The organism is Oerskovia sp. Root22 (genome assembly GCF_001429135.1).
Taxonomy (GTDB): Bacteria; Actinomycetota; Actinomycetes; order Actinomycetales; family Cellulomonadaceae; genus Oerskovia; species Oerskovia enterophila.
Genome location: NZ_LMIL01000008.1, coordinates 98895 through 119654, shown reverse-complemented (window position 1 = coordinate 119654; position 20760 = coordinate 98895). Strand labels below are relative to the sequence as shown.

General features: G+C 73.9%; 16 protein-coding genes. 4 read left to right on the top strand and 12 right to left on the bottom strand.

Annotation, left to right across the window (positions count from 1 at the left end):
- Positions 1-67 precede the first annotated feature (67 nt).
- From ASE15_RS09280 to ASE15_RS09270, 3 genes are read right to left on the bottom strand one after another with little or no spacing between them, the layout of a single operon-like run.
- Positions 68-3556: an ATP-binding protein gene (locus ASE15_RS09280; protein ID WP_056762960.1), complete on the bottom strand. Its 3489-nt coding sequence runs from the start codon at positions 3554-3556 to the stop codon at positions 68-70.
- Positions 3556-4362, bottom strand: coding sequence for a DUF4194 domain-containing protein (locus ASE15_RS09275; protein ID WP_082618338.1), 807 nt, complete (start codon positions 4360-4362; stop codon positions 3556-3558). The genes ASE15_RS09280 and ASE15_RS09275 overlap by 1 nt, the downstream gene beginning before the upstream one ends.
- Positions 4359-6266, bottom strand: a complete 1908-nt coding sequence (locus ASE15_RS09270) for a DUF3375 domain-containing protein (protein ID WP_056762958.1) — start codon at positions 6264-6266, stop codon at positions 4359-4361. Before ASE15_RS09270 ends, ASE15_RS09275 begins: the two co-directional genes overlap by 4 nt.
- 319 nt (positions 6267-6585) lie before the next feature.
- Between ASE15_RS09270 and ASE15_RS09265 the strand changes: the two genes are divergently transcribed.
- Positions 6586-7257 carry a hypothetical protein gene (locus ASE15_RS09265; RefSeq protein WP_200960536.1) on the top strand — a complete coding sequence of 224 codons (672 nt, stop codon included), beginning with the start codon at positions 6586-6588 and terminating at the stop codon, positions 7255-7257.
- Here the strand turns inward: ASE15_RS09265 and ASE15_RS09260 are convergent.
- From ASE15_RS09260 to ASE15_RS09235, 6 genes are all read right to left on the bottom strand, one after another.
- The gene (locus ASE15_RS09260) at positions 7254-7838 is read right to left on the bottom strand and encodes a hypothetical protein (protein WP_056762954.1); all 585 of its coding nucleotides are present in this window, start codon (positions 7836-7838) and stop codon (positions 7254-7256) included. The genes ASE15_RS09265 and ASE15_RS09260 overlap by 4 nt on opposite strands.
- A gap of 200 nt (positions 7839-8038) precedes the next feature.
- Positions 8039-8545 (bottom strand): AAA family ATPase, encoded by a 507-nt coding sequence (locus ASE15_RS09255; protein WP_056649928.1) that lies wholly within the window; start codon positions 8543-8545, stop codon positions 8039-8041.
- A gap of 288 nt (positions 8546-8833) precedes the next feature.
- Positions 8834-9250: a VOC family protein gene (locus ASE15_RS09250; RefSeq protein ID WP_056762951.1), complete on the bottom strand. Its 417-nt coding sequence runs from the start codon at positions 9248-9250 to the stop codon at positions 8834-8836.
- 185 nt (positions 9251-9435) lie between these two features.
- Entirely contained in the window at positions 9436-11025 is a 1590-nt protein-coding gene (locus ASE15_RS09245; protein ID WP_056762948.1) for a methyltransferase, read from the bottom strand.
- Between the two features lie 111 nt (positions 11026-11136).
- Complete coding sequence (locus ASE15_RS09240; RefSeq protein WP_056649316.1) at positions 11137-11565, bottom strand: hypothetical protein; 429 nt, start codon at positions 11563-11565, stop codon at positions 11137-11139.
- Between the two features lie 74 nt (positions 11566-11639).
- Positions 11640-12218 carry a hypothetical protein gene (locus tag ASE15_RS09235; protein ID WP_056762945.1) on the bottom strand — a complete coding sequence of 193 codons (579 nt, stop codon included), beginning with the start codon at positions 12216-12218 and terminating at the stop codon, positions 11640-11642.
- A gap of 179 nt (positions 12219-12397) precedes the next feature.
- Between ASE15_RS09235 and ASE15_RS09230 the strand changes: the two genes are divergently transcribed.
- Positions 12398-13102 carry a TetR/AcrR family transcriptional regulator gene (locus ASE15_RS09230; protein WP_157257520.1) on the top strand — a complete coding sequence of 235 codons (705 nt, stop codon included), beginning with the start codon at positions 12398-12400 and terminating at the stop codon, positions 13100-13102.
- 78 nt (positions 13103-13180) lie between these two features.
- Here the strand turns inward: ASE15_RS09230 and ASE15_RS09225 are convergent, their stop codons facing one another.
- Both ASE15_RS09225 and ASE15_RS09220 read right to left on the bottom strand, forming a co-directional pair.
- Positions 13181-14719 (bottom strand): M20/M25/M40 family metallo-hydrolase, encoded by a 1539-nt coding sequence (locus ASE15_RS09225; protein ID WP_235534308.1) that lies wholly within the window; start codon positions 14717-14719, stop codon positions 13181-13183.
- Positions 14716-16242, bottom strand: a complete 1527-nt coding sequence (locus ASE15_RS09220; protein WP_235534306.1) for an MFS transporter — start codon at positions 16240-16242, stop codon at positions 14716-14718. Before ASE15_RS09220 ends, ASE15_RS09225 begins: the two co-directional genes overlap by 4 nt.
- Before the next feature lie 194 nt (positions 16243-16436).
- On the opposite strand from ASE15_RS09220, the gene ASE15_RS09215 reads away from it, so the two are divergent.
- The gene (locus ASE15_RS09215) at positions 16437-17777 is read left to right on the top strand and encodes a hypothetical protein (protein WP_056762937.1); all 1341 of its coding nucleotides are present in this window, start codon (positions 16437-16439) and stop codon (positions 17775-17777) included.
- 83 nt (positions 17778-17860) lie between these two features.
- Here the strand turns inward: ASE15_RS09215 and ASE15_RS09210 are convergent, their stop codons facing one another.
- Positions 17861-18841 carry a LacI family DNA-binding transcriptional regulator gene (locus tag ASE15_RS09210; protein ID WP_056649303.1) on the bottom strand — a complete coding sequence of 327 codons (981 nt, stop codon included), beginning with the start codon at positions 18839-18841 and terminating at the stop codon, positions 17861-17863.
- A 118-nt stretch (positions 18842-18959) separates the two neighbouring features.
- On the opposite strand from ASE15_RS09210, the gene ASE15_RS09205 reads away from it, so the two are divergent.
- Positions 18960-20690 (top strand): HAD family hydrolase, encoded by a 1731-nt coding sequence (locus tag ASE15_RS09205; protein ID WP_200960535.1) that lies wholly within the window; start codon positions 18960-18962, stop codon positions 20688-20690.
- The last annotated feature ends 70 nt before the right edge of the window (positions 20691-20760 follow it).

The window sequence follows — 20760 nt, the reverse complement described above, 5'->3', positions numbered from 1 at the left end:
TGTGGTTGGCGTCCGGAAAGGGACGAAACCGAACGCCAACCGCATGCTCGGCACCCGAGCGAACGGCTCAGAGCGCCGCGTGCGCCTCCTTCTCGGCCTGGTACTCCTCGATCGTCAGCGTCCGCAGCCGCGAGTTGCGGCCCGTCGGGTTGTCGACGTACCCCACGGCCGAGATGTACGGCTCGATCACGTGGATCTTCTGCAGCGGCGTCACGATGAGCAGCTGGAGGCCCAGGCTCTTGAAGAGCTCGAGCGCGAACCGCGTCGACTCGTCCGACCCGCGACCGAACGCCTCGTCGATCACGACGAAGCGGAACGCCTTGGACCGCACCGCGCCCCAGTCGAGCTTGAACTGGTACGCGAGCGAGGCCGCGAGGATCGTGTAGGCGAGCTTCTCCTTCTGGCCACCGGACTTTCCGCCCGAGTCGGAGTAGTGCTCGTGCTCGACGTCGTCCTCGCGCGACCGCTCCGACGCCGAGAGCACGAACCAGCTCCGCACGTCGGTCACGCGACGCTTCCACGCCTCGTCGGCCTCGGTCTGGCCCTCGCGCCCACGGAACCGCTCGACGATCGCCTTGACCCGCAGGAACCGCTCCTCCGAGTAGTACGCGACGGTCTCCTCGCCCGTGTCCTCGTCGCGCCTCCCCTCGAGGTCGAGCCCCAGGACCCCGTCGGTGCACGCCCGCAGGTCCGCCCGGAACTCGCGCACCTCGGTGTTGGGCGTGGGCGCCATCTCGAGGCGGATGTACCGGCCGGGGTTGTAGTCGATCGCGCGCAGCGAGTCGTTGATGATCTCGACACGCTCGCGGATGAGGTCGGCCTGCTTGGACAGCTCGGCGTGGAAGCCCGCGATGTCGCGGATCGTGTTGGTGTTCAGGTAGGTCTTGAAGTCGCCCTCGAAGCGCGGCAGGTCGTCGCGCGTGAGGCGCTCGTGCAGCGCCCGGTACTCGGGCGCCGAGCGCACGTCGTTGTCGAGCTCCGTGGTCTCGACCGGGTACGCGGCCCGGAACGCCGTCATCTGGGCGGCGATGCGCGTGCCGAGCTGCCCCTGCCGGGTCTGGGCCTCCTCGACCTGGCTCGTGAGCCGGGTCCGCAGGGCGGCCTCGACCGCGTCGGGGTCCACGTCGCTGCGCGAGCCGGCCTGCGTGCCGGCCTGCTCGCCGGCCTGTGCTGCGGTCTCGGCGTCGAAGAGCCCGGCGAGCTCCTCGGCCAGCCCCGCATCGGCGGGCCCCTGCTCGGCCAGCACCCGGGCCGAGCGCTCCCGCTGGTCGCGTGCCGTCGCCAGCGCGTGCTGGTCCGCCCCGGCGGCCGAGAGCAGCGCGTCGCGGTCGCTCGCGAGTCCCGCGGCCCGGCGCGACAGGTCGCGGAGCTGGTCGGCGATGCGGCTCAGCTCGGTCGACGCGCCCTCGATGCGCCGCTTCTCGTCGTGCAGCTCGGCGATGGCCCGGACGGGCTCCTCCCAGTCGAGCTCGCGCCACTCGCGGAACACGTCGAGCCGGTTGAGCGCGCCCGAGCGCGAGATCGCGGCGCTCTTCTCGCGCCCGACCTCGTCACGCCGCTCCTCGAGCACCGCGCGACGTCCGGCGACGTCGGTCGCCTGCTCGAGCAGCGCGTCGATCTTGGCCTGGTTGCTCCAGCCGAGCACGTAGCCGCTGCGGTCGCGGACGGAACGCCGGTCGTCCTTCTCGTGGTGGCTGGCCGAGTGCTTGACCTGCCCCTCGCGCGTCACGGCGCGGGGCACGCGCTGGAAGTCGGCGAGCGTCGCGGCGCACACGTAGTCCGCGCGACGTTCGAGCTCGTCGGTCAGCCAGGCGGCGAGGTCGCCGTCCTTGACCTCGAGGAGGTCAGCGAGCAGCGGCCCGTCCTCGCGGCTCGCGGGCGGGGTCCCGACGCCGCCGCGCACCTTCCGCGTGCGGCCCGCGGCGGGCGCGGGCACGCGGTGGTAGACGAGCCGGGTGCCCAGGTCCTGCGCGTTGATCCAGGCCGAGACCGCGTCGTAGTGCTGGGCGGGCACGAGCAGCGAGAGCGCGAAGCCGCGCAGCACACGCTCGGCCGCGCCCTCCCACTCGGCGTGCTCGGCGCGCACGCCGAGCAGCTCGCCCGCGAAGGGCAGGTCGGCGTCCGTGAGCCCGACGTCGGAGCACAGGCGGGTGCGCAGGTCCAGGCTCGTGCGGGGCAGGTTGGACTCGCGGTCGGCGAGCGAGCGGAGCTCGGCGTTGATCTCGCGGGCCTCCGCCTCGACCGCGCGCAGCTCGGCCGCGACCTCCCCCGCGCGGCCCTCGATCTCCCCCAGGGTGTCCTGCGCGTCCGACTGCAGCGCGGCCGTGCGCTCGCGCAGCGCCGCGAACTCGTCGCGCGACGCGACCGGCTCGAGGCCCGCCGCGGCCAGGTAGCGCGCGTACTCGTCGGCCTTGGCCCGACGCTCGGCGCGCTCGACCTCGCGGCGCGCGACCTCGCCCTCGATCTGCGCGAGGCGGTCGCCGCCGTGCCCGGCCCGCTCGACCTCGAGGCGCTGGCGCTCCGCGTCGAGCAGCGCGAGCTCCTCCTTGAGGCGGTCCAGGCCGTCGGCGCGTGCCGTGATCGACGCCTCGAGCTCTCCGATGCGTGCGTCGAGCGCCTCGACGCGCCGGCCCGCGGTGAACCCGCGCAACGCCTCGCGCTGGGCGACGAGCCCGCGGGCCCGCTCCCCCACGGCGTCGTACGCGTCGGCATCGGCCAGCAGGGGCGCGAGCTGGTCGATCTGCGCGCGGGCCTTGACCACGGCGTCGTGCGCGCTCGTGAGGTCGTCGAAGTGCGCGACGAGCTTCTCGGTCCAGCGGGCCGCGTCGAACGGTTCGAGCATGTGCTCGCGCACGAACTCGTTGAGGTCGCCCACCGACTTCATGGACACCGTCTGGTGGAAGAGCTCCATGGCCTGCTCGGACTCGATGCCCAGCAGGCGCCGGAAGTCGCGCCCGTACTCCGGGAAGTGGTCGCGGATCTGCGCGCCGGACTCGCGCAGTCGACGGCGCAGGACGTTGATGTCCCCGTCGAAGCCCGCGAAGTCGTCGGCGATCGTCATGGGCGAGGTGCTCGTGACGTAGAAGCGCTCGGGCTGCCCCTGCGCGCCGTCCTTGAGCCAGAACACCTGGGCCAGCACGGCGCGCGAGTCGAACCCGCGGTTGGCGAACTCGCCCAGGATGACCGAGTAGGTGTGGCCGCGGCGCAGTCCCACGTGCCGCGAGGCGCCCGTGACCTCGTTGCGCTCGGACTTGTAGTGCCCCGCGACGTAGGAGCGCAGCGTGCGCTCGCGCGTGTCGGCGCCCGCCGCCTTGTTGTAGCTGATGCGGTTCGCAGGGAGCAGGAGCGTCGTGATGGCGTCGACGATGGTCGACTTGCCCGAGCCGATGTCCCCCGTCAGGAGCGCGTTACGCCCCTCGAGCTCGAAGCTCCACGCGTACTTGTCGAACGTCCCCCAGTTGAGGACCTCGAGCCGGTCGAGGCGATACCCCGACCGCTGGTCCAGGTCCGCTGCCGCGTCGTGCAGCTCGACCGCGCTGAACAGTGCCTCGGCCATCAGGCCTCCTCGTGGGTCGGGCGCTCGGTGCCGAGCATGCGGTTGTCGTCCGATTCAGGCCCGTTCTCGACGCCAACCGCATGCTCGTCGGACGTCAACCGCATGGTCGGCGCAGCCCCCGTGCCAGCACCCGCCGCAGCCTGTCCGCCCGCGGGTGCTCCGCCGTCGGGCACGAGCGCTCCCCCGTCGCGCGACGCGAGCTCGGCCGCGTAATCCGCGAGGCGCGCGTCGAAGTCCGCGAGCCACTGGCCGTCGACGAACGCCTTGAGGATGCGGCGCACCTCGTACGTGTCCGGGGTGTCCGGCACGGGGCGCAGGAAGCCCAGCTCGACCACGCGACGCACGTTGGCCTCGACGCGGTCGCGCGCGCGGGCCTCGTTGCTCGACTCGGGCAGGAACACGCGGACCAGGTCCACGATCTCGTCGCGCGTCAGGACCAGGCGGGTGTCACCGCCCTCGGAGTCGAACTGCGCGAGCCGCTTGCGCAGCAGCGCGAGCAGCAGGCTCACGTCGAACGACAGCTCGCGCCGCGCGACGAGGCGCGGGATGAACGTGCCATCGCCCTCGTCCTCGGGCTGCGCACGCAGGTACGCGTACCCCTCGGACTCGTCGATCACGACCTCGAGGCCGAGCGTCGCGACGAAGTCCCGCGCCTGCGCCTCGAGCGCGAGCAGGTCGCGCCACGTGCGCGTGCCGGCCTCGCGGTAGACCACGCCCTTGACGAGCGAGGTCACGACGAGCGACAGCTCGGGGCTCTGGCCGCCGGTCTGCCCGGGGCGTTCGGTCCGGACGGGCTGCTGGCTCACGGGGTTCCCTCCTGGGGAGACGGCTGGATGGTCGGTGCGGGTGGGTCCTGCGCGAGCGACCGGGCGACGGCCCCCGCGAGGTCCTTGGCCCCTGTGCGAGCGAAGGTCACACGTGGCACGCGCGCGACCCGGACGCGCGGGCCGGCGGGTCGGGGATGGGTCGCGGGCTCGGCGTGCGGCCCCCGGGCGTCATGTACCGGTCCCTCGTCCCGGGTGGGCGCCGCGCCCGGTTCCGCCGTCGGGTCCGCCGTCGGGCCCCCGTCCTCGACGACGTCGACGACCTCGACGCTGCTCGCCGTCGGCAGGTCCGGCACGTGGTCGTCGACGACCCACCGCACCTCGTCCGTGTGCGCCGGGTCGTGCACCACGTCGAAGCGCGGGTCGTCGAGCGACAGGTACGTCACGAGCTCCGCGAGGCCCTGCTCGAGCGGGTTCTCCTCGACGAGCTGCGCGAGCGAGACCTGGCCCCGACGGCGCAGCGCGTCCCGGACCGTGCGGCTCAGACGCTCGGGATCCACGTGGACCTGCGTGAACAGGGCCGACGCGTCGAAGTCCGCGACCCCCGCGGTCACGCCCTCGCTCGCGAGGGGCTCCTGGTGCTGGGGCCGGTAGAGCGGGCGCTCGGTCGGCAGGTGCACGTCGACCGAGGTCGAGTCCATGGTCGTCGCGAGCGGCCCGGTGTCCGCAGCGCCCAGGCGCAGCCGGTCGGGGGCGTCGCGCAGCGCGAGGGCGCGCGACTCGATGCTGCGCAGGATGTCGATCACGCGACGGTTCTCGAGCCACACCTGGTCGTCGAGGAACCGGCGCAGCTGCTCGGACAGTACGCGCACGGTCGACTGCGTGCGCTCGCCCGCGTCGAGCCAGTCGTAGTGGATGCGGCGCAGACGTCGCCCGGCCGCGCGGCCCGTGATGCCGGGGGCCGCCTCGTCGTCGTCCCCGACCTGCTCCTCGAGCGCAGGCAGGGCCTGGACCTTCTCGACGAGCTCGGCGAACTCCTCCTGACGCTGGCGGTCCAGGAGGAAGTCGTAGAACGCGTGGAAGCTACGGCCCTGGTCCGAGTCCGCGATCGCCGAGCGGCTCCCGACGACCGCGTCCAGCAGGTCACCCTTGGCGCCGTCCCAGCCCGTGATGCGCTCGCGCATCTCGCGGTCGAGCGTGCGGAAGTTCGCCTCGACCTCGCGGAAGTCCGCGAGCAGGTCTGCGGCCGTGCCCGTGAGCTGCTGATAGCGGTCGCGCTGGGCGGCCGCGTCGAGCAGCGAGAGCTGGCCCGCTCGCACGCGCTCGATCTCCTCGTCGATCCGCGCCCGACGCGCCTCGAGCTCGCGCAGGCGCGCGTCGGCGTCGGACTCGGTGCCGACCGTGAGCTGGCGCAGCAGCTCGAAGACCGTGTTGAGGCGCGACTCGGTGCCCACGAAGCTGCGCTCGCGCAGCACCGAGACCCACCCGACGGCCTTCTCGACGGCCGGGGTCGCGTCGTAGTGCGCCTCCTCCGAGCCCGTCGGGTAGAACTTCCGCAGCCAGCCCTGCTCGGGCGCCGACCAGTGGTCGAGGTAGGCCTTGGGCGAGCGTGGGTAGCGGCGGGCCTCGGCCGGGTGGTCCCCGGGCACCCCGGGTGCGTGGGCATCGCGGACGTGGGCATCGTCCGGCCCGACGGCGTCGCTCGCCGCGGCCGGCTCGTCGCCCTCCGCGACGGGTCGAGGCTGCGCGCGGGCGGGCCGGTCCGGTCCGTCGATCGCGTAGAGCGCGTCGTCGAGGAGCGAGACCAGCTCGGCCTCCCCGATCGAGCGGACGTTCTGCTCGACGAAGACCGTGCCGAGGAAGCTCAGGGCGAGCGGTGCGTTGTCCGAGCGCAGGAGGCGCCAGGCCGGGGTGCGCCGCAAGGCGTCGATGTCGTCGTGCTGCACTCAGGCCCTCTCGCGTGTCTGTGGTTCGTGCTGCGTGCTCGGTCGTGCTGCGGTCGTGCTGTGATAGACCGGCGCCGGTCAGACCCCGTCCGAGCGGTTACCCCCGCGGTCCCGCCGCACGCTCGGCACGTGCCGTGCACCCCACCTGCCGCACCGAGCATCCTAGGCGCCGGGTCCCACGTTCCCGGGATCGGCACGGCCACCCAGCGCCCCCGGTGCTCACCGGCCCCGTCCCTCCCTCGAACGATGTACGCGCGGCGAGCGAAGATCGGCGACGTGGGCGACGCCGTCGGGCAGCGTCCCGACCAGCATGGACACCATGCCCACCCCCCTGGAGACCCCGCTCGTCCTGCTGATCCTCGCGTGCGAGATCGGCTTCTGGGTCGTGCTCGCCGCGGGTCTGATCGCCCGGTACGTGCTGCACCACCGTCGGCTCAGCACGATCCTGCTGGTCAGCGTGCCCCTGATCGACCTGCTGCTCGTGAGCGTGTCGATCGCGGACGTCGCGGGTGGGTCGCCGCCCGAGGCCGTGCACGGGCTCGCAGCCGTCTACCTGGGGTTCACGGTGGCGTTCGGGCACTCGATCGTCCGGTGGGCAGACGCTCGCGCCGCGTACCACCTCGGTGGGGGACCAAAGCCCGTCAAGCCGCCGAAGGACGGCCTCGCCGGGCTCCTCCACGAGACGAAGGAGCTCGGCAAGGCAGCGGTCGCCGCGGCGATCGCGCTCGGCGTGATCGCGACCATGTCGACCGTCGCCGGGACCGGGCTCATGGCTCCCGCCCAGTGGCCGAGCGACCCGCTGTGGGTGTGGGCGCTGCGCGTCGCGGTCGTGCTCGGCGCATGGGTCGTGTTCGGGCCCGTCTGGGTGCTGCTGGGGTTCGGAGGCGGGTCGCGCGAGACGCAGGACGCGCGGCCCGAGCACGACGACCGGGTGGCTCCGGCGGACCCTCCCGTCGGGTCGGCTGCTCCGACGGCTCCCTGGGGCCGCTAGCCGTCGGAGGGTACGAACGGCGCGAACGGCGGGCGCTCGCCGAACCGGTCGAACGCGCCGAGGTAGCGCGACCCCCACGAGACACGGGTGATCTCGCCGAGCCCGAACCACCTCGGAGCCGCCTCCCAGCGCCCGGCCGTGTCGATGAACCGCAGCCCCAGGCCCTCGTCCGTCAGGATCCCCACGGCTCCAGGAAAGTACTCGCCGGGAGACTCTGCCTCGGCGTGCACGGCGAGCAGGCGGCTCGTGCGGGCGACCGACCGCACGACGTCCTCGACGGACGTGAGGTCGACGGCGAGGTCCGGGCGCGGGAGCGGCCAGGACCCGAGCCCCGCGGCAGCGCGCTCGACGAAGCGCTGGTTCGCGCGTCGCAACCGGCGGACCTTCGTGACGTCCTCGGTCCGGATCACCTCGTAGCCGTCGGCGTGAGCCCAGTCCGCCAGCGACCCGACGAGCGTCCACACCCCCGTCGCGAGCACCACGCCGTCCAGCAGGTCGGTGTGGGGGCCCAGACCGCGGCGGTGGATCGTGACGACGGCGCCGGTCGTGCGGGCCTCGTCGAGCGAGAGGGTGCGGGACATGGCGGGAGCGTAACGCCCGAGGACTCCGATCCAGGACCGGATTTCCGTCCTGGTCGTCGAGAGCGGGACGGCTGCGCGATGTGGTCGAGGCGACGCTGGTCGAGCATGCGGTTGACGTCTGCCGAGCATGCGGTTGAGGTCCCTTCCGAGCGGGATCCTGACGACAACCGCATGCTCGGCCGAGAGCCTCGAGCCCGGCGTCAACCGTCCAACCAGTCCTTCGCAGCCGCCAGCAGCTCCGCGTCGTCGAGCGAGGCGTCGAGCCGCAGCCGGGGGCCGGACCAGTCCGCGAGCGCCCGGGCGCGCGCGGCGAGCGAGTCCCAGCCTGGCTCGGGCAGCGCCGGGTAGCGCGAGCCTCGGGCCACGAGGCGCTCGCGGTGCAGCCGCTCGTCCGCGAGGTAGACCTCGACGAACCAGAGACGGGACGCGGTCCGCGCGGCGAGGTCGATCCACTGCTGCCGGGCTGCGGGGTGGTCGTTGACCGCGTCGACGATGACCGCGTTGCCCAGGAGCAGGTTCTCCTGGGCGACCGACTCGACGGCGAGGTACGCACCCAGGCCCGTGACGTCGTCGTGCACCGCCCCTGCGCGCAGGAACGCATCCTCGACGGGGTCGACGCTGAGCATCACCGCGCCCAGGTCGCGCGCGAGCAGGCGCGCAAGTCGGCTCTTACCGGTTCCGGGCAGTCCAGCCATGGCGATCAGCACGATCGTGAGGATAGGCCCGTCATGTTTCGGGACGGGGTCGAACATGCGGTCGCCTCTTGTCGGCCACGCAGCGGTCATCTGTGGGCCTTGCGGACGTCCACCGCCGGCCATGTGGTCCTCCGTCGTCAGCCGGATCCTGACGACGACTGCACGCTCGGCACCGAGCCACGGTCGAGCACGAGGTTCCGCCCGGTCGAGCACGAGGTTGTGGTCGCTGTCACCGGGACAACGACCGCAACCTCGTGCTCGGCGCTGCCAGGTGGCACACCCGCGACGGACCGCGAGGTCTCAGCCGCCCTGGGCCGCGACCTCGGCGTCGCTGCGCAGGATGCAGAACTCGTTGCCCTCGGGGTCGGCGAGCGTGAACCATCCCGAGCCGTCGGGGCGTCGGTGGTCGGCGAGCTGCGTGGCCCCCAGGCCGAGGAGCCTCGTGGTCTCCTCCTCGCGGGTCCCGTCGACGGGGCGGAGGTCGAGGTGGAGCCGGTTCTTGAGCTCCTTTCCCTCGGGGACCTCGATGAAGAGCAGCCGCCCACGGCTCTCCGCGGGGGTGTCCGAGCCCGCCGGCGGGAAGATCATGCACTCCTCGTGGCCGGGCAGGTTCGGGTCGTCGGGGTCCTCGACGTAGCCGAGGACCCCGCACCACCAGACGGACTGGGCGTAGGCGTCGCGGGCGTCGAACGTCGTGTGCTGGATGCGAGAGGTCATGGCCTCAACCTAGGGACGTCGCGTCCCGATCGCAGCAGGTTTTCCGGAGCGCCGTCGCCGAGCACGAGGTTGCGCGCGGTCGACCACGGGGTTGCGATCACCAAGGTCCGGATAACGACCGCAACCTCGTGCTCGGCACCCCACGCCCCCACGGCACCGGGACGGCACCGACCACGCCCCGGACCTCACGGCACCAGGAAGCCGTCCCGCACGAGTCCCCGCACCGCAGGCAGCAGCTCGCCCGCGAGCTCCCCTGCCGGCACCTCGAAAAGCGACGCGATCGCCCCGATCAGCTGCCCCACGGTCAGCTCGCCGTCGCTCGCTCCCACGAGCGCCGCCAGCCCGGTCGACGCCTGGATCCCGCGGCCCAAGCCGTCGCCCTGCCGGACGATCACGACGTTCGGGTCCTCGGCGCCGGGCGTCAGGTAGCGCTCCTCGGTCACGTCGGGCGCCACGGACAGCCGCGACGACGCGAGCGTGGCGTCGTCGTGCGCCTCGAGCCAGTCGTGGGCCGCGAGCGAGGCCGCGAGGTGCCCGCCGAGCGGCTGGCGCACCGACCCCGTGTGCTCCTCGAGGCGGCGCAGGCTCACGCCGTGGCCCGCGGCGGGCTTGCGGAGCGTCACGATCCCGAACCCCACGGCCTCGACGTCGCGCGTCGCGAAGTCGTCGAGCCACGCCTCGTACGACGCGGCCCAGGCCCCGGGCTCGCGCTCGGGGGTCGTGCCGCCGTCGCGGATCCACGTCTCGGCGTACTCGGCCGGGTCGAGGACCTCGCGCTGGATGATCCAGCCGTCGAGCCCGGCCTCCTCGAGCCAGGCCCCGACGCGCTCGGTCCACGGCTCGCCCCGCCGGTGCTCCCAGTTGCCGAGCATCTGCGCGACGCCGCCCGGTGCGAGCACGTCCCCGACGCCCACGATCAGGTCGCGCACCAGGTCGTCGCCCGCGCGGCCGCCGTCGCGGTACTCGTACTCAGGAATGGTGCTGCTCGTCCCGCCCGGCACACCGCGGGGCGTGATGACGAACGGCGGGTTGGAGACCACGAGGTCGAACCCCTCACCCGCGACGGGGTCGAGCATCGAGCCCTCGCGCAGGTCCAGGCGCACGCCGTCGAGGGCCGCGTTGAACTCGGCGAACCGCAGCGCACGCCGGGAGATGTCGGTCGCGACGACCGACTGCGCGTGCCGCGAGGCATGCAGCGCCTGGATGCCGCAGCCCGTCCCGAGGTCGAGCACCCGTCCCACGGGCGTGCGCATGGTCACCTGCGCGAGCGTGATCGAGGCCCCGCCCGCGCCGAGCACGTGGTCGCCCGCGAGGCGTCGCCCGGTCGCGAGCTCGCCCAGGTCCGAGGCCAGCCACCACGTGACCGGGCCCGCCGCGTCGGCCGCGGCGTAGGGGCGCAGGTCCGCCAGGGCGCGCACACCGTCGTCGGGCCCGTTGCCGGCCGCGGCCACGAGGCCGAGGCGAGCGGCGCCGTCGGTCCCCACCCCGGGCAGGGCCGCGTCGAGGTCCGCGCGGCGGACCTCGAGGCCCAGCAGGAAGAGCGCGGCGAGCACGGCCCGCGGGTCCTTCCGGCCCGATGACGTCGCCCCCGTCGCGTGGTCGAGCGCGGCCCGGGCGACACGCAGCGCGGGCACGGCCTGCTCGCGGTGCAGGGCCGCCGCAGCGAGCGGACCGAGGAAGTCCTCGACGCCGTCGACCGTGTAGCCGGCCGCCTCGAGGTCGGTGCGCAGGAGCGGCAGGAGGCGTGGGTCGATAGTGGGTTCACCGAGGGACATGCGCCTATCCTCCCCCGGTGAACCGGCGCGGCGCGCGACCGCACGGGAGGACGACGAAGGGGCGGTCCCGCAGCGCGAGCTGCGGGACCGCCCCTCCGGGACAGCCGGACGTCAGGCCGTGCAGTTCTCGGTCGTCCACTTCTGGACGTTGTCGGCGGCCGCCTGGAAGTCGGTCGACTGGAGCGAGTCGGAGAGCTCGGTGGCCTTCTCCATGTAGTCGTCGGCCGTGGGGTCGAGCTCGGAGAGCTCCGTGAGCGTGTCCCCCATCTTCTCGAAGCCCTCGGTCAGCGTGGTCCAGTCGGCCGCGATGGCCTCGGGGGCCTTGGCGGCCTTGAGCTCGGTGACGAGCTTGTCGAACGCCTCGCCCGCGGCCGCGGGGTCGCTCGCGTCGACGTCGTTCATCGAGTCCTCGAAGCCCTCGCCCGTCTCGCAGAAGGCCTTGACGTCGGCGTCGCCGCTGCAGGCCGCGAGGGAGAAGGTCAGCAGGACGGCGGTCGCAAGGCCGCCGACGGTCTTGGTCACGTTCTTTCGGTTGGTCATGCACACCATCCTGGAGCATTCCTGTGAGGATTGCCGACGAGATGGCGCCTCGCGGGGACTTCTCCCCATCGGATTCACCCGGTGCAGGTCGTGTCCAGGTACGTCGTCACACGTCCCGAGGCCGCCGTCATGGCGTCCGTGTCGAGGTCCTTGCCCGCGTCGTCGAGCGCGCCGACGATGGACTTCGCGGAGTCGATGTCGGCCTTGGACAGCGCCTCGGCCGCGGTCGCGACATAGGACGTGACGGTCTTCCAGTCGCCCGCGATCTCTGCCGGCGGCTCGACGCTCGTGAGCGCGACGCGCGCGTTCTCGAAGCCGGTCACCAGGGTGCGCGGGTGCTCGACGCTCATCGACACCTGGGCCGTGTTGGCGGCGGCCCAGGCCGCCTCGGTCGCGGCGCAGAACGACGTGTCGACGGCCGGGTCCGCCTCTCCGCCCGCGGCTGCGCCGGCCTCCGCGTCGGCGTCTGCTGCCGAGGCGGCATCGGTCGCTGCGTCGACGGCCGCGCTGTCCTCGGCCGCCGAGGACTCGGTCGCAGCGGGCTTCGGCGACTGCTCGGCCGGGTCGGCGTCGCCGCCCCCCGAGCACGCCCCCAGGGCGAGGAGCGCGACGACGGCGAGCGCCGCCGTCGGGCGCAGGAACGAGTTGCTCATGCGTCCATCATCCTTGCTCGGGGCCGTCCTCCGAAACTCCCTGGTCACAGCGGCGACGCCCACGACACGGGTCCCGAGGGCGCGGGCCCGGCGCGGACCCGGCCCCCGAGCGGACGCCCCGTCACCGCGCGCACGGCGCCGCCGCGCCGGAATGTGCCTTTTCTCCCTAGGATGGGCCGGTGAGTGCGACACAGCGAGGACCGGTCGACCGGCCCGACGACGGTCGAGGCAGCGAGGGCCACCCTTCGGGTGCCCCCACGCCCCCGCCCGCCCCCGTGCCACCGCTACGACGGCGCACCGAGGCGCGCACGCCCGTCCAGGACCGGAGCAACCTTCGCCAGCGGGCCATGGTCGAGGCCGCGGCCCGCCTGCTCATCGCCGAGGGGTTCCCCGCGGTGACCCACCGCCGCGTCGCGAAGGCCGCCGGGGTGCCGCAGGGTTCGGCCTCCTACTACTTCCCGTCGAGCTCGTCGCTCGTGACCGCCGCGGTCGCGGCCGCCGAGGAGCTCCGAGGCACCGCGGCCGCCGAGCGGGCCGAGGCCCTCCCCCGGCGCGAACGCTCGACGACCCGCACGGCTCGCCTGCTCATCGAGACGTTCTACGCGCCCTCGGTCGACGACTCGGTCGTCGACGTCCGGCTCGACCCCATGCTGACCGCGATGCGCGACCCCGCGCTCCGACCCATCATGCGCGCCTCGCGCCCGCGCCTCCTGGCCGCCCTGCGGACCGTCCTCGACGCGAGCGGGTACGAGCACGTGACCGACGTGGACCTCCTGGGCCACTTCGTCGACGCGTCGCTCATGTCCGCGGCCTCCGACGGGACCGAGCAGGTCCTGGACCGGGCCACCGCGACCACGGCGAGGCTGCTCGAGCACTGGCGCTGAGGTCGGTCGGGGGCCGGGACCGCTCCCCGGCGGTCCGGCGGTCCGGCGGCCCGGCCGCCCGACCCGAGCCTCAGCTCGTCACAGCCCGCGCAGCAGCGCCCGGTAGAACACGACCCCGCGCCCGAGCGCGTCGATCGTCACGTGCTCGTCGACGCCGTGGATCGACTCGCGCTGCTCGCGCGTCATCGCGAACGGGCTGAACCGGTAGACGTGCTCGGAGATCTCGCAGAAGTGCCGCGAGTCGGAGGCGCCGAGCATGACGTAGGGCGTCACGACCGCGCCCGGGTACGCGGCGCCGATCGACCCGCGGACCAGCGCGAACTGCTCGCCGTCGGTCGGGGACACGGGCGAGGGGTCCTCGCCCGAGACCACGCGCAGCTCGACCGTGGGGTCGTCGATCACGCGGCGGAGGCGCTCGACGACCGACGCGACCGTCTCGCCCGTCGCGATCCGGACGTTCGCGTTGGCCCTCGCGGACGCCGCGAGCACGTTGGCACCGGGGCTGCCCTGGAGCTGGGTGATCGCGACCGTCGTGCGGACCATGGCGTTGGTCTCGGGGCTCACGGTCCCCAGGACCCGCGCGAGCGCGGGGCGGAGCTGGCGGGCGCTCGCGAACAGCAGCCGGAGCCCGAACGGCGAGTGGCGCCCGAGCGTGTCGATCATCTCGAGCGTCGGCTCGGGCAGGTGCGGGGGGAACGGGTGGGCGTCGATGCGCGTGATCGCGCGTGCGAGCCGGGCCGTGGCGCCGCCCCGCACGGGCGTCGAGGCGTGCCCACCGAGCGACTGCGTGCTGATCTCGAGGTCGAGGATGCCCTTCTCCGCGACGCCGACGACGGCCGTGGGCGCGGTCACGCCCGGGAACGCCCCCTCGACCACGGCCCCGCCCTCGTCGACCACGAGCCACGGGCTGATCTTGCGCTCTCGCAGCACGGCCACGGCCGCGCGCGCCGCGTCCCCGGCGGTCTCCTCGTTGTGCCCGAACGACAGGTAGACGTCGCGGTCGGGCGTGAAGCGCTGGCCCAGCAGCGACTCGACCGCCTCCAGGAGCACCACGAGCGACCCCTTGTCGTCGAGCGTGCCGCGCCCCCACACCGCGCCGTCGCGGATCGCGCCGGAGAACGGGTCGCCCGACCAGTCCTCGGCCTCGACGGGCACGACGTCGTAGTGCGCCATGAGCACCGCGGGGGCAGCCGGGGCCGCGCCCTGCCGGCCGCGCCACCTGAAGAGCAGGCCGTGGCCCGCGACGCGCTCGAGCGTGAGCCGCTCGTGCACGCGCGGGTAGAGCTCGGCGAGCCGTTCGACGAACGCCTCGAAGACCGCGGGGTCCTCGTCGCCGGGCACGCGCGAGGACACGGTCGGGATGCGCACGAGCGCGCTCAGGCGCTCCGCCGTCCCGACGGCGTAGCTCGCCGGGTCGTCGCGCGCCCCCTCGTCCTGGGGTCGGGTCGCGCGGGCACCGCTGCCCGCGAACCGGCCCGTGCGCTCGTCCTGGCCTTGCGGGGTGAACCGCGCGGCCCGGGCGACCCCGGCGCCGACCAGGGCGACCACCCCGACGGTGAGGGCGCCCGCGACGGCGCGTGCCGCCGTCGGGCCCTGTCCTGTGCTCCTGCTGCTCACTGCTGCGCCTCCTGGACGACGACGGGTGCTTGCTGGGGGGTGAGGGGCTGGGTGGGGTCGACGGGCTGGGCCTCGGCGTCCGCGAACGCGAGCCGTGGGACGAACGCGAGCACCACGGCCGCCACGACCGCCGTGACCCCGCAGATCGTCCAGACGATCATGTAGCCGCTGAGCGAACCGGCCGTGGCCTCGGACCCGTCGAGGGTCGCGTGCGTGCCCGAGATCAGGGCGAGCGCGAACACGCACGACGCGAACGTGCCGCCGATGGTCTTGGTCGTGTTCGTCAGGCCCGTCGCGACGGCCGTGCGCCCCACCGGGGCCGCGGCCGCGGCAGCCGCCGGCAGGGCCGCCACGAGCGCCCCCGAGCCCAGCCCCGCGACGACCATGTTCGTCAGCAGGTTCGCGGTGGTCTCGTGGAACGGCAGGAAGAGCAGGTAGCCGACCGCGACGAGCGACGCCGCGAGGATCAGCGTGCGCCGGGGCGTGAGCAGACGGGTGATGCGTGAGAACGCGAGCGCCCCCAGCAGGCACGAGACCACGTACCCGCCCGCGAGCAGCGAGACCGTCATGGACGACGCGCCCAGACCGTAGCCGTAGACCGCCGGGTCGGTGCGCGCGAACGTCGACAGCGGGCCCTGAGCACCCAGGATGCTGACGCCGAACAGGGCCGCGGTGACCATGATGGGCCACATGGTCGGGCGGCGCAGGACCCGCAGGTCGACGAGCGGGTCGGCCTGGCGCAGCTCGTAGCGGCCCAGGGGCCACAGCGACGCGACCCCCACCACGACGAGCGCCCACGCCCACCAGGTGCCCAGGCCGTTGGTGCGCATGAACGTGAGCCCCGCGCTGACGAGCAGCAGGGTCAGGCTCAGCAGGACCACGCCGCCGCGGTCGAGCGTGCCCTCGCCCTTCTCGGGCGACTCGGGGATGCGGAACCACACCACGAAGAACACGGCCGTCACGGCCATGGCGGGGAAGCTCAGGGCCAGCCAGAGCCGGTCCTGGGCGAGCGCGCCCGCCTGCCCGCCGGCCAGCGCCCCGACGATCGCGCCCGCCTGGAGCGCGGCCACGATCACGCCGGTCGCCCGGCGGGTCAGCGACGGGCCGTCCGCACGGCCGCGCGAGCGCGCGTAGATGAGCGCGACCTGGAGCGGCAGCCACACGACGTAGAACCCCTGGAGGGACCACGCCACGAGGAACACCCAGAAGGTCGGGGAGAACGCCACGGCCCACGACGCCGCGGCCGTCAGGGCCGTCGTGACGAGCAGCATCCGGCGGTAGCCGTGGATGTCGCCGAGCTTGGCGAAGACCGGCACGACCATGGCCGAGAGCAGGAGCTGGGCCGCCTCGAACCAGTTGACGTCGGCGTCGTGGATGTTCAGGTGGCGGGCGATGTCCGTCAGGAGCGGGGTGTAGAAGCCCTGGAGGATGCCGCTCGTGAACTCGACGAAGAACAGGTAGCCGACGATCCCGCCCGCGATCCCGCCGACCTTGAGCGCCGTGCCGTTGACGGCCCTGTCCACGCGTCCTGGAACGCCTCGCACCATGTTCGCCTCCGCAGGGCCGGGTGGGACCGGCCTGTACCTGGCCCGCCGTTGGACCGCTCGGCAGGATACTAGGTACTTCACGTTTCACGTAGATGTCGAGGTCGGGGCCCCGGCCGGCCGTCCGCTAACCTGGCGAGCCACGTCCGAACCACGTTCACCAAGGGGCCCTCGTGCGACGACCACCTCGACGGGCAGGCGCCCTCGTCACGACCCTGTGCCTCGCGCTCGTCGCCGGCGGCTGCGCGGTCAACGCGGGCAGCGCCAAGGCCGACGCCTTCGAGCGCCACTTCGAGGACGTCCCCGACGTCGCGGCGGCCTCCGCGGGCGGCACCAACGACCTCCCGTTCGTGGGCAGCGCGACGGCCACGGTCGAGATCGCGCCCGGGACCTCGCGCGAGCGCGTCGCCGAGATCGTGCACCTGGTCGGCGAGTACCAGCACGACCACTCGGGCGTCGTGTCGACCGTCGAGTTCGACGGCTCGTCGATCGCCGTGGCGGACAAGGCCGCGACCAACGACGCGGACCTCGCCCTCGTCCACACGCTCGTCGACACACCCGAGGTCGGGACCGTCCGGCTCCTGGCCCGCGAGACCGTGGTCACCGCGGCGCCCGGCGTCTCGTTCACGACGCTCCTCGAGGACCTCCTGCGTGCCGACGGCCCGTACCCGGCGCTGCCGGACGTCGAGCTGTCGATCCTGGACAGCTCCGGCACGCTCGAGGTCGTCTCGGAGGACGGGACGGTCCCCGTCGAGTCCCTCGCCGCGTTCCACGCGATCGCGGCCACGTTCCCTCCGGTCGGAGCCGAGATCTCGGCCGACCGGCTGCGCGTGCGCGTCGCCCACGACGCCGACCGCCTCGCGGCACGCGACCTCGCCCTGGCCGCGGCGCCGTCGGTCGCAGAGGGGCTCCGGGTCGACGGCGGGAACGTCGAGCGGTTCGGTGCGTCCGAGGAGACGGACGCGACGGCCGACCTGATCGTCCTCGCGCTCGACGGCCGACCCGGCATCGAGTGGATCAAGGCCTACGGGGACGAGGTCGTCGTGACCGTCGACTCGCTCGAGACCGCGCAGAGCGTCGCCGGAGGGCTCACCGCGCTCGCGGGGGGCACCACGGTGCGCATCGTCTCGCCCGGCACCTGGGCCGACGAGGGCGGCGAGTCCGGGTACACCGGTCCCTCGTTCGACGTCATGGCCCACCAGGGCGAACCCACGCTCCTCTCGGTCGACCAGGTCGCCACGCTGTTCTCCGAGCACCCCCTGCTGGACGAGGTCGAGTCAGGTGCCGCCCGACTGGTCCTCGACATCGACGAGGCGACCACGAGGGACCGCGCAGCTCTCGCGACCGCCGTCGCCCCCCTCGTCGCGCCCGGTACCGACGTCTCCGTGAGGTCGGGCTCGCTGTGGTTCAGCTTCGTCGCAGGTCAGCCGCTCGCCGACGAGCACCTCGACGACCGCGGTGAACGGCGCGCGGCACAGGACTTCGTCGACGCCTGGGACGCCGCGGCCCGCTGAGTCGCGCGGGCGACGCCTGCCGCCCGGACACGCGCGAGGCCCGGGTGAGGTGCCCCCGGCGGTGCGCGCCGCCGTCGGGCACCTCACGCCAGCGGCGGCCCGACCGTCGACCCGCGCACCACGAGGCGCGGCGCGAGCACCTCGTGCCGGTCCTCGACGCGACCGCCCAGCCGTTCGAGCAGCAGCTCGACCGCGAGCCCCCCCATGCGCCCGCGCGGCTGGTGGACGCTCGTGAGGCGGGGGCGGGCGCGCCGGGCGAGCGCCGAGTCGTCGTACCCGACGACCGCGAGCTCCTCGGGCACGCGCAGGCCCTGGTCGTGCGCGCGGTCCAGGAGGTCGAACGCCTCGACGTCGTTGCGCGCGAACACGCCCCCGTAGCCGTCCGCGACGAGTTCGGCGACCGCCACGTCGGGGCCGACGACGCGGATCTCCTCGGCCAGGCCGTGACGGCGCATGGCCGCCTCGTACCCGACCCGGCGCGCGAGGCCCGCCGGGCGGGCGCTCCCGCTCACGTGCGCGATCCGCGAGCGTCCGAGGCCCACGAGGTGGTCGACCGCGAGCGCCGCGCCCCGGGCGTCGTCGTTGGTCACGGTGTCGACGCCGTCGACCGCGCCGAGCGGGCGTCCGACCATGACGACGGGCGCGCGGCGGGCCGCGGCACGCAGGTGCTCCTCCTCGAGCCAGGAGCTGATGACGACGAGCCCGTCGACGTTGAGGCCCAGCAGGGTGTCGAGGTGGCGCGCGAGGTGCCCGCGGTCGCGCGACCCGTGGACGAGCAGCACCGAGAAGCCCGCGGTGCCGGCAGCCTCCTCGACCCCTGTCACGATCTCGGTGTGGTACGGGTTGTCGAGGCTCGACAGGACGGCCCCGATGAGCATGGTCCGCCCCTGCTTGAGGCTGCGCGCGAGGGCGTTGGAGCGGTAGCCGAGGTCGTCGGCCGCGCGCCGGATGCGTTCGCGCGTGCGTTCGCTGACGCCCGGGTCACCGCGCAGGGCGAGCGAGACGAGCGACTTGGAGACGCCTGCGTGGGCGGCGACGTCGAGGAGGGTCGGGCGGGGGTTCACGGGTCCATTCTCCCCTCTCGCCGCCCGGAACTGGAACGTTCCAGAAGTTCGGGCGTGGTTCGCCTCCCGGACACCGGACGGACGCCGGGCCGTCGCTTCCCGTACCTACCGTCCCACTGTGACCACGACCGACCTCACCCGCCCCGCGCCGCTCCCCGGCGCCACCTCCCGCCTCACGCCGCCCGGCCTGGGCGTGCGCCCCGACGCGCTGCTCCTCGACTTCGGCGGCGTGATCTTCCAGACGGCCAAGCGCCCCGAGGGCTACGGCGAGCTCGCGACCCACCTCAGCGAGGTGCTCGGGCGCGCGGGCCACCGCTTCTCCCCCGAGACGCTCGAACCCGTGCTGCGCGGCGGCGTCAAGGCGCTCAAGGACTGGAAGAACGCGTCGAGCCGACGCCTCGCGCCGCTCGAGCTGGACCACCGGACCATCTGGCACGACTTCCTCGCCTCGCCCTTGCCCCTGGCCGCGCGCGAGGTCCTCGCGGGCAGCGCGGGCACGCTCCTGGCCCGCCTGACCGCGACCCTGAGCGAGCACACCGTGCGCCCCGGAATCCCCGAGCTGCTCGCGACCGCGGACGAGCTCGGCGTCCCGGTCGGGATCGTGTCCAACGCGCACTCGGGCCGCGCGCACCGCTCGCTCCTGGCCGCGCACGGCCTCGACGAGGCGTTCGGCGTGCAGGTCTACTCGGACGAGGTCGGCCTCCGCAAGCCCCACCCCGGCATCATCGCGATGGCGGCCCGCGCGCTCCGCACGACGCCCGAGCGGACCTGGTACGTGGGCGACACGCTCGACCGCGACGTGGTCGCCGGTCGCCGCGCCGGCGTCGGGGCCGTGATCCTCACGCGCCACCACAGCGACGTCCCGCCCTACCCCGTGACCGACACGGCGGACGCCGTGCTCGACACCCCCGAGGGCATCGGGGACCTTCTGCGCGCCGCGGACCGTCCTGCGACGCCTCTCGCAGTCTCCGCGTCAGCGGTGCTCGAGGGCCCCGAGGCGCCCGTGAGCGCGGGACGCCCGTCGGCCCTCCTGCTGGACCACGGGGGCGTCGTCGTGACCTCGGTGCCCGACGACGCAGCGCGCCTCGCGTTCGCCCGTCACCTCTCGCAGCGGCTCGCGGTCGCGGGACACGACCTCTCGCCCGAGGAGGCCGCGGGCGCCGTGGCCGGTGCCCGCGTGCGGCACCGCGCCTGGAAGGACCGGCACGAGGGGGCGCCCGCCGGTCGTGCGGCCAGGCTCGTCGAGGACGTCGAGGAGATCGACGCGACGACGTTCTGGGTCGACCTGGTCGGCCCGGCCCTGGCCCACCTCGGGGACGGGATCGAGGACTGGCTGCGCGCCGAGGCCCACGCGCTCGTGCTCGAGTACGCGCGCTCCAAGAGCGTGGCGACCCTGCGCCCAGGGGTGCGCGAGGTGCTCGAGGCCGCCCGAGCGGGCGGCGTCCCCGTCGCGATCGTGTCCAACACGGTCTGCGGGCGCGCGGTCCGCGAGGAGCTCGAGGCGTTCGGGATCGACCACCTCGTGGGCGTGCACGTCTACTCGGACGAGCTCGGCTACCGCAAGCCCGACCCGGTCACGGCCCGCACGGCCCTGACCGCGCTCGACGCCGACCCCCGGGCCGCCTGGTTCGTCGGGGACAAGCCTCACCGCGACGTCCTGGCCGCGCGCGGCGCGGGCGTCGGGACCGTCGTGCTCGTGCGGGGCGGGTCGAGCAACGACGCGACCCTCGACTCGGCCGACGGCGCCCTCACGCCCGACCACGTGATCGACGAGGTCGGGGACCTCCTGGCTCTCTGGGCACCCGCTTCTCCCGTGGCGCCTGCAGCGCACCTGCCGCACGACCGCTGACCGCCGCACCCCGCGCTCTCTTCTCCCACCGCCACCCGCTCCTCACCACCGACCGCCCCAGGAAGGCACA

Bases quoted from the DNA above. Each gene is read 5' to 3' on its own strand.
- ASE15_RS09245 (WP_056762948.1), bottom strand. From the start codon at position 11,025: ATGTCCCTCGGTGAACCCACTATCGACCCACGCCTCCTGCCGCTCCTG.
- ASE15_RS09265 (WP_200960536.1), top strand. From the start codon at position 6,586: ATGCCCACCCCCCTGGAGACCCCGCTCGTCCTGCTGATCCTCGCGTGC.
- ASE15_RS09235 (WP_056762945.1), bottom strand. From the start codon at position 12,218: ATGAGCAACTCGTTCCTGCGCCCGACGGCGGCGCTCGCCGTCGTCGCG.
- ASE15_RS09260 (WP_056762954.1), bottom strand. From the start codon at position 7,838: ATGTCCCGCACCCTCTCGCTCGACGAGGCCCGCACGACCGGCGCCGTC.
- ASE15_RS09280 (WP_056762960.1), bottom strand. From the start codon at position 3,556: ATGGCCGAGGCACTGTTCAGCGCGGTCGAGCTGCACGACGCGGCAGCG.
- ASE15_RS09240 (WP_056649316.1), bottom strand. From the start codon at position 11,565: ATGACCAACCGAAAGAACGTGACCAAGACCGTCGGCGGCCTTGCGACC.
- ASE15_RS09250 (WP_056762951.1), bottom strand. From the start codon at position 9,250: ATGACCTCTCGCATCCAGCACACGACGTTCGACGCCCGCGACGCCTAC.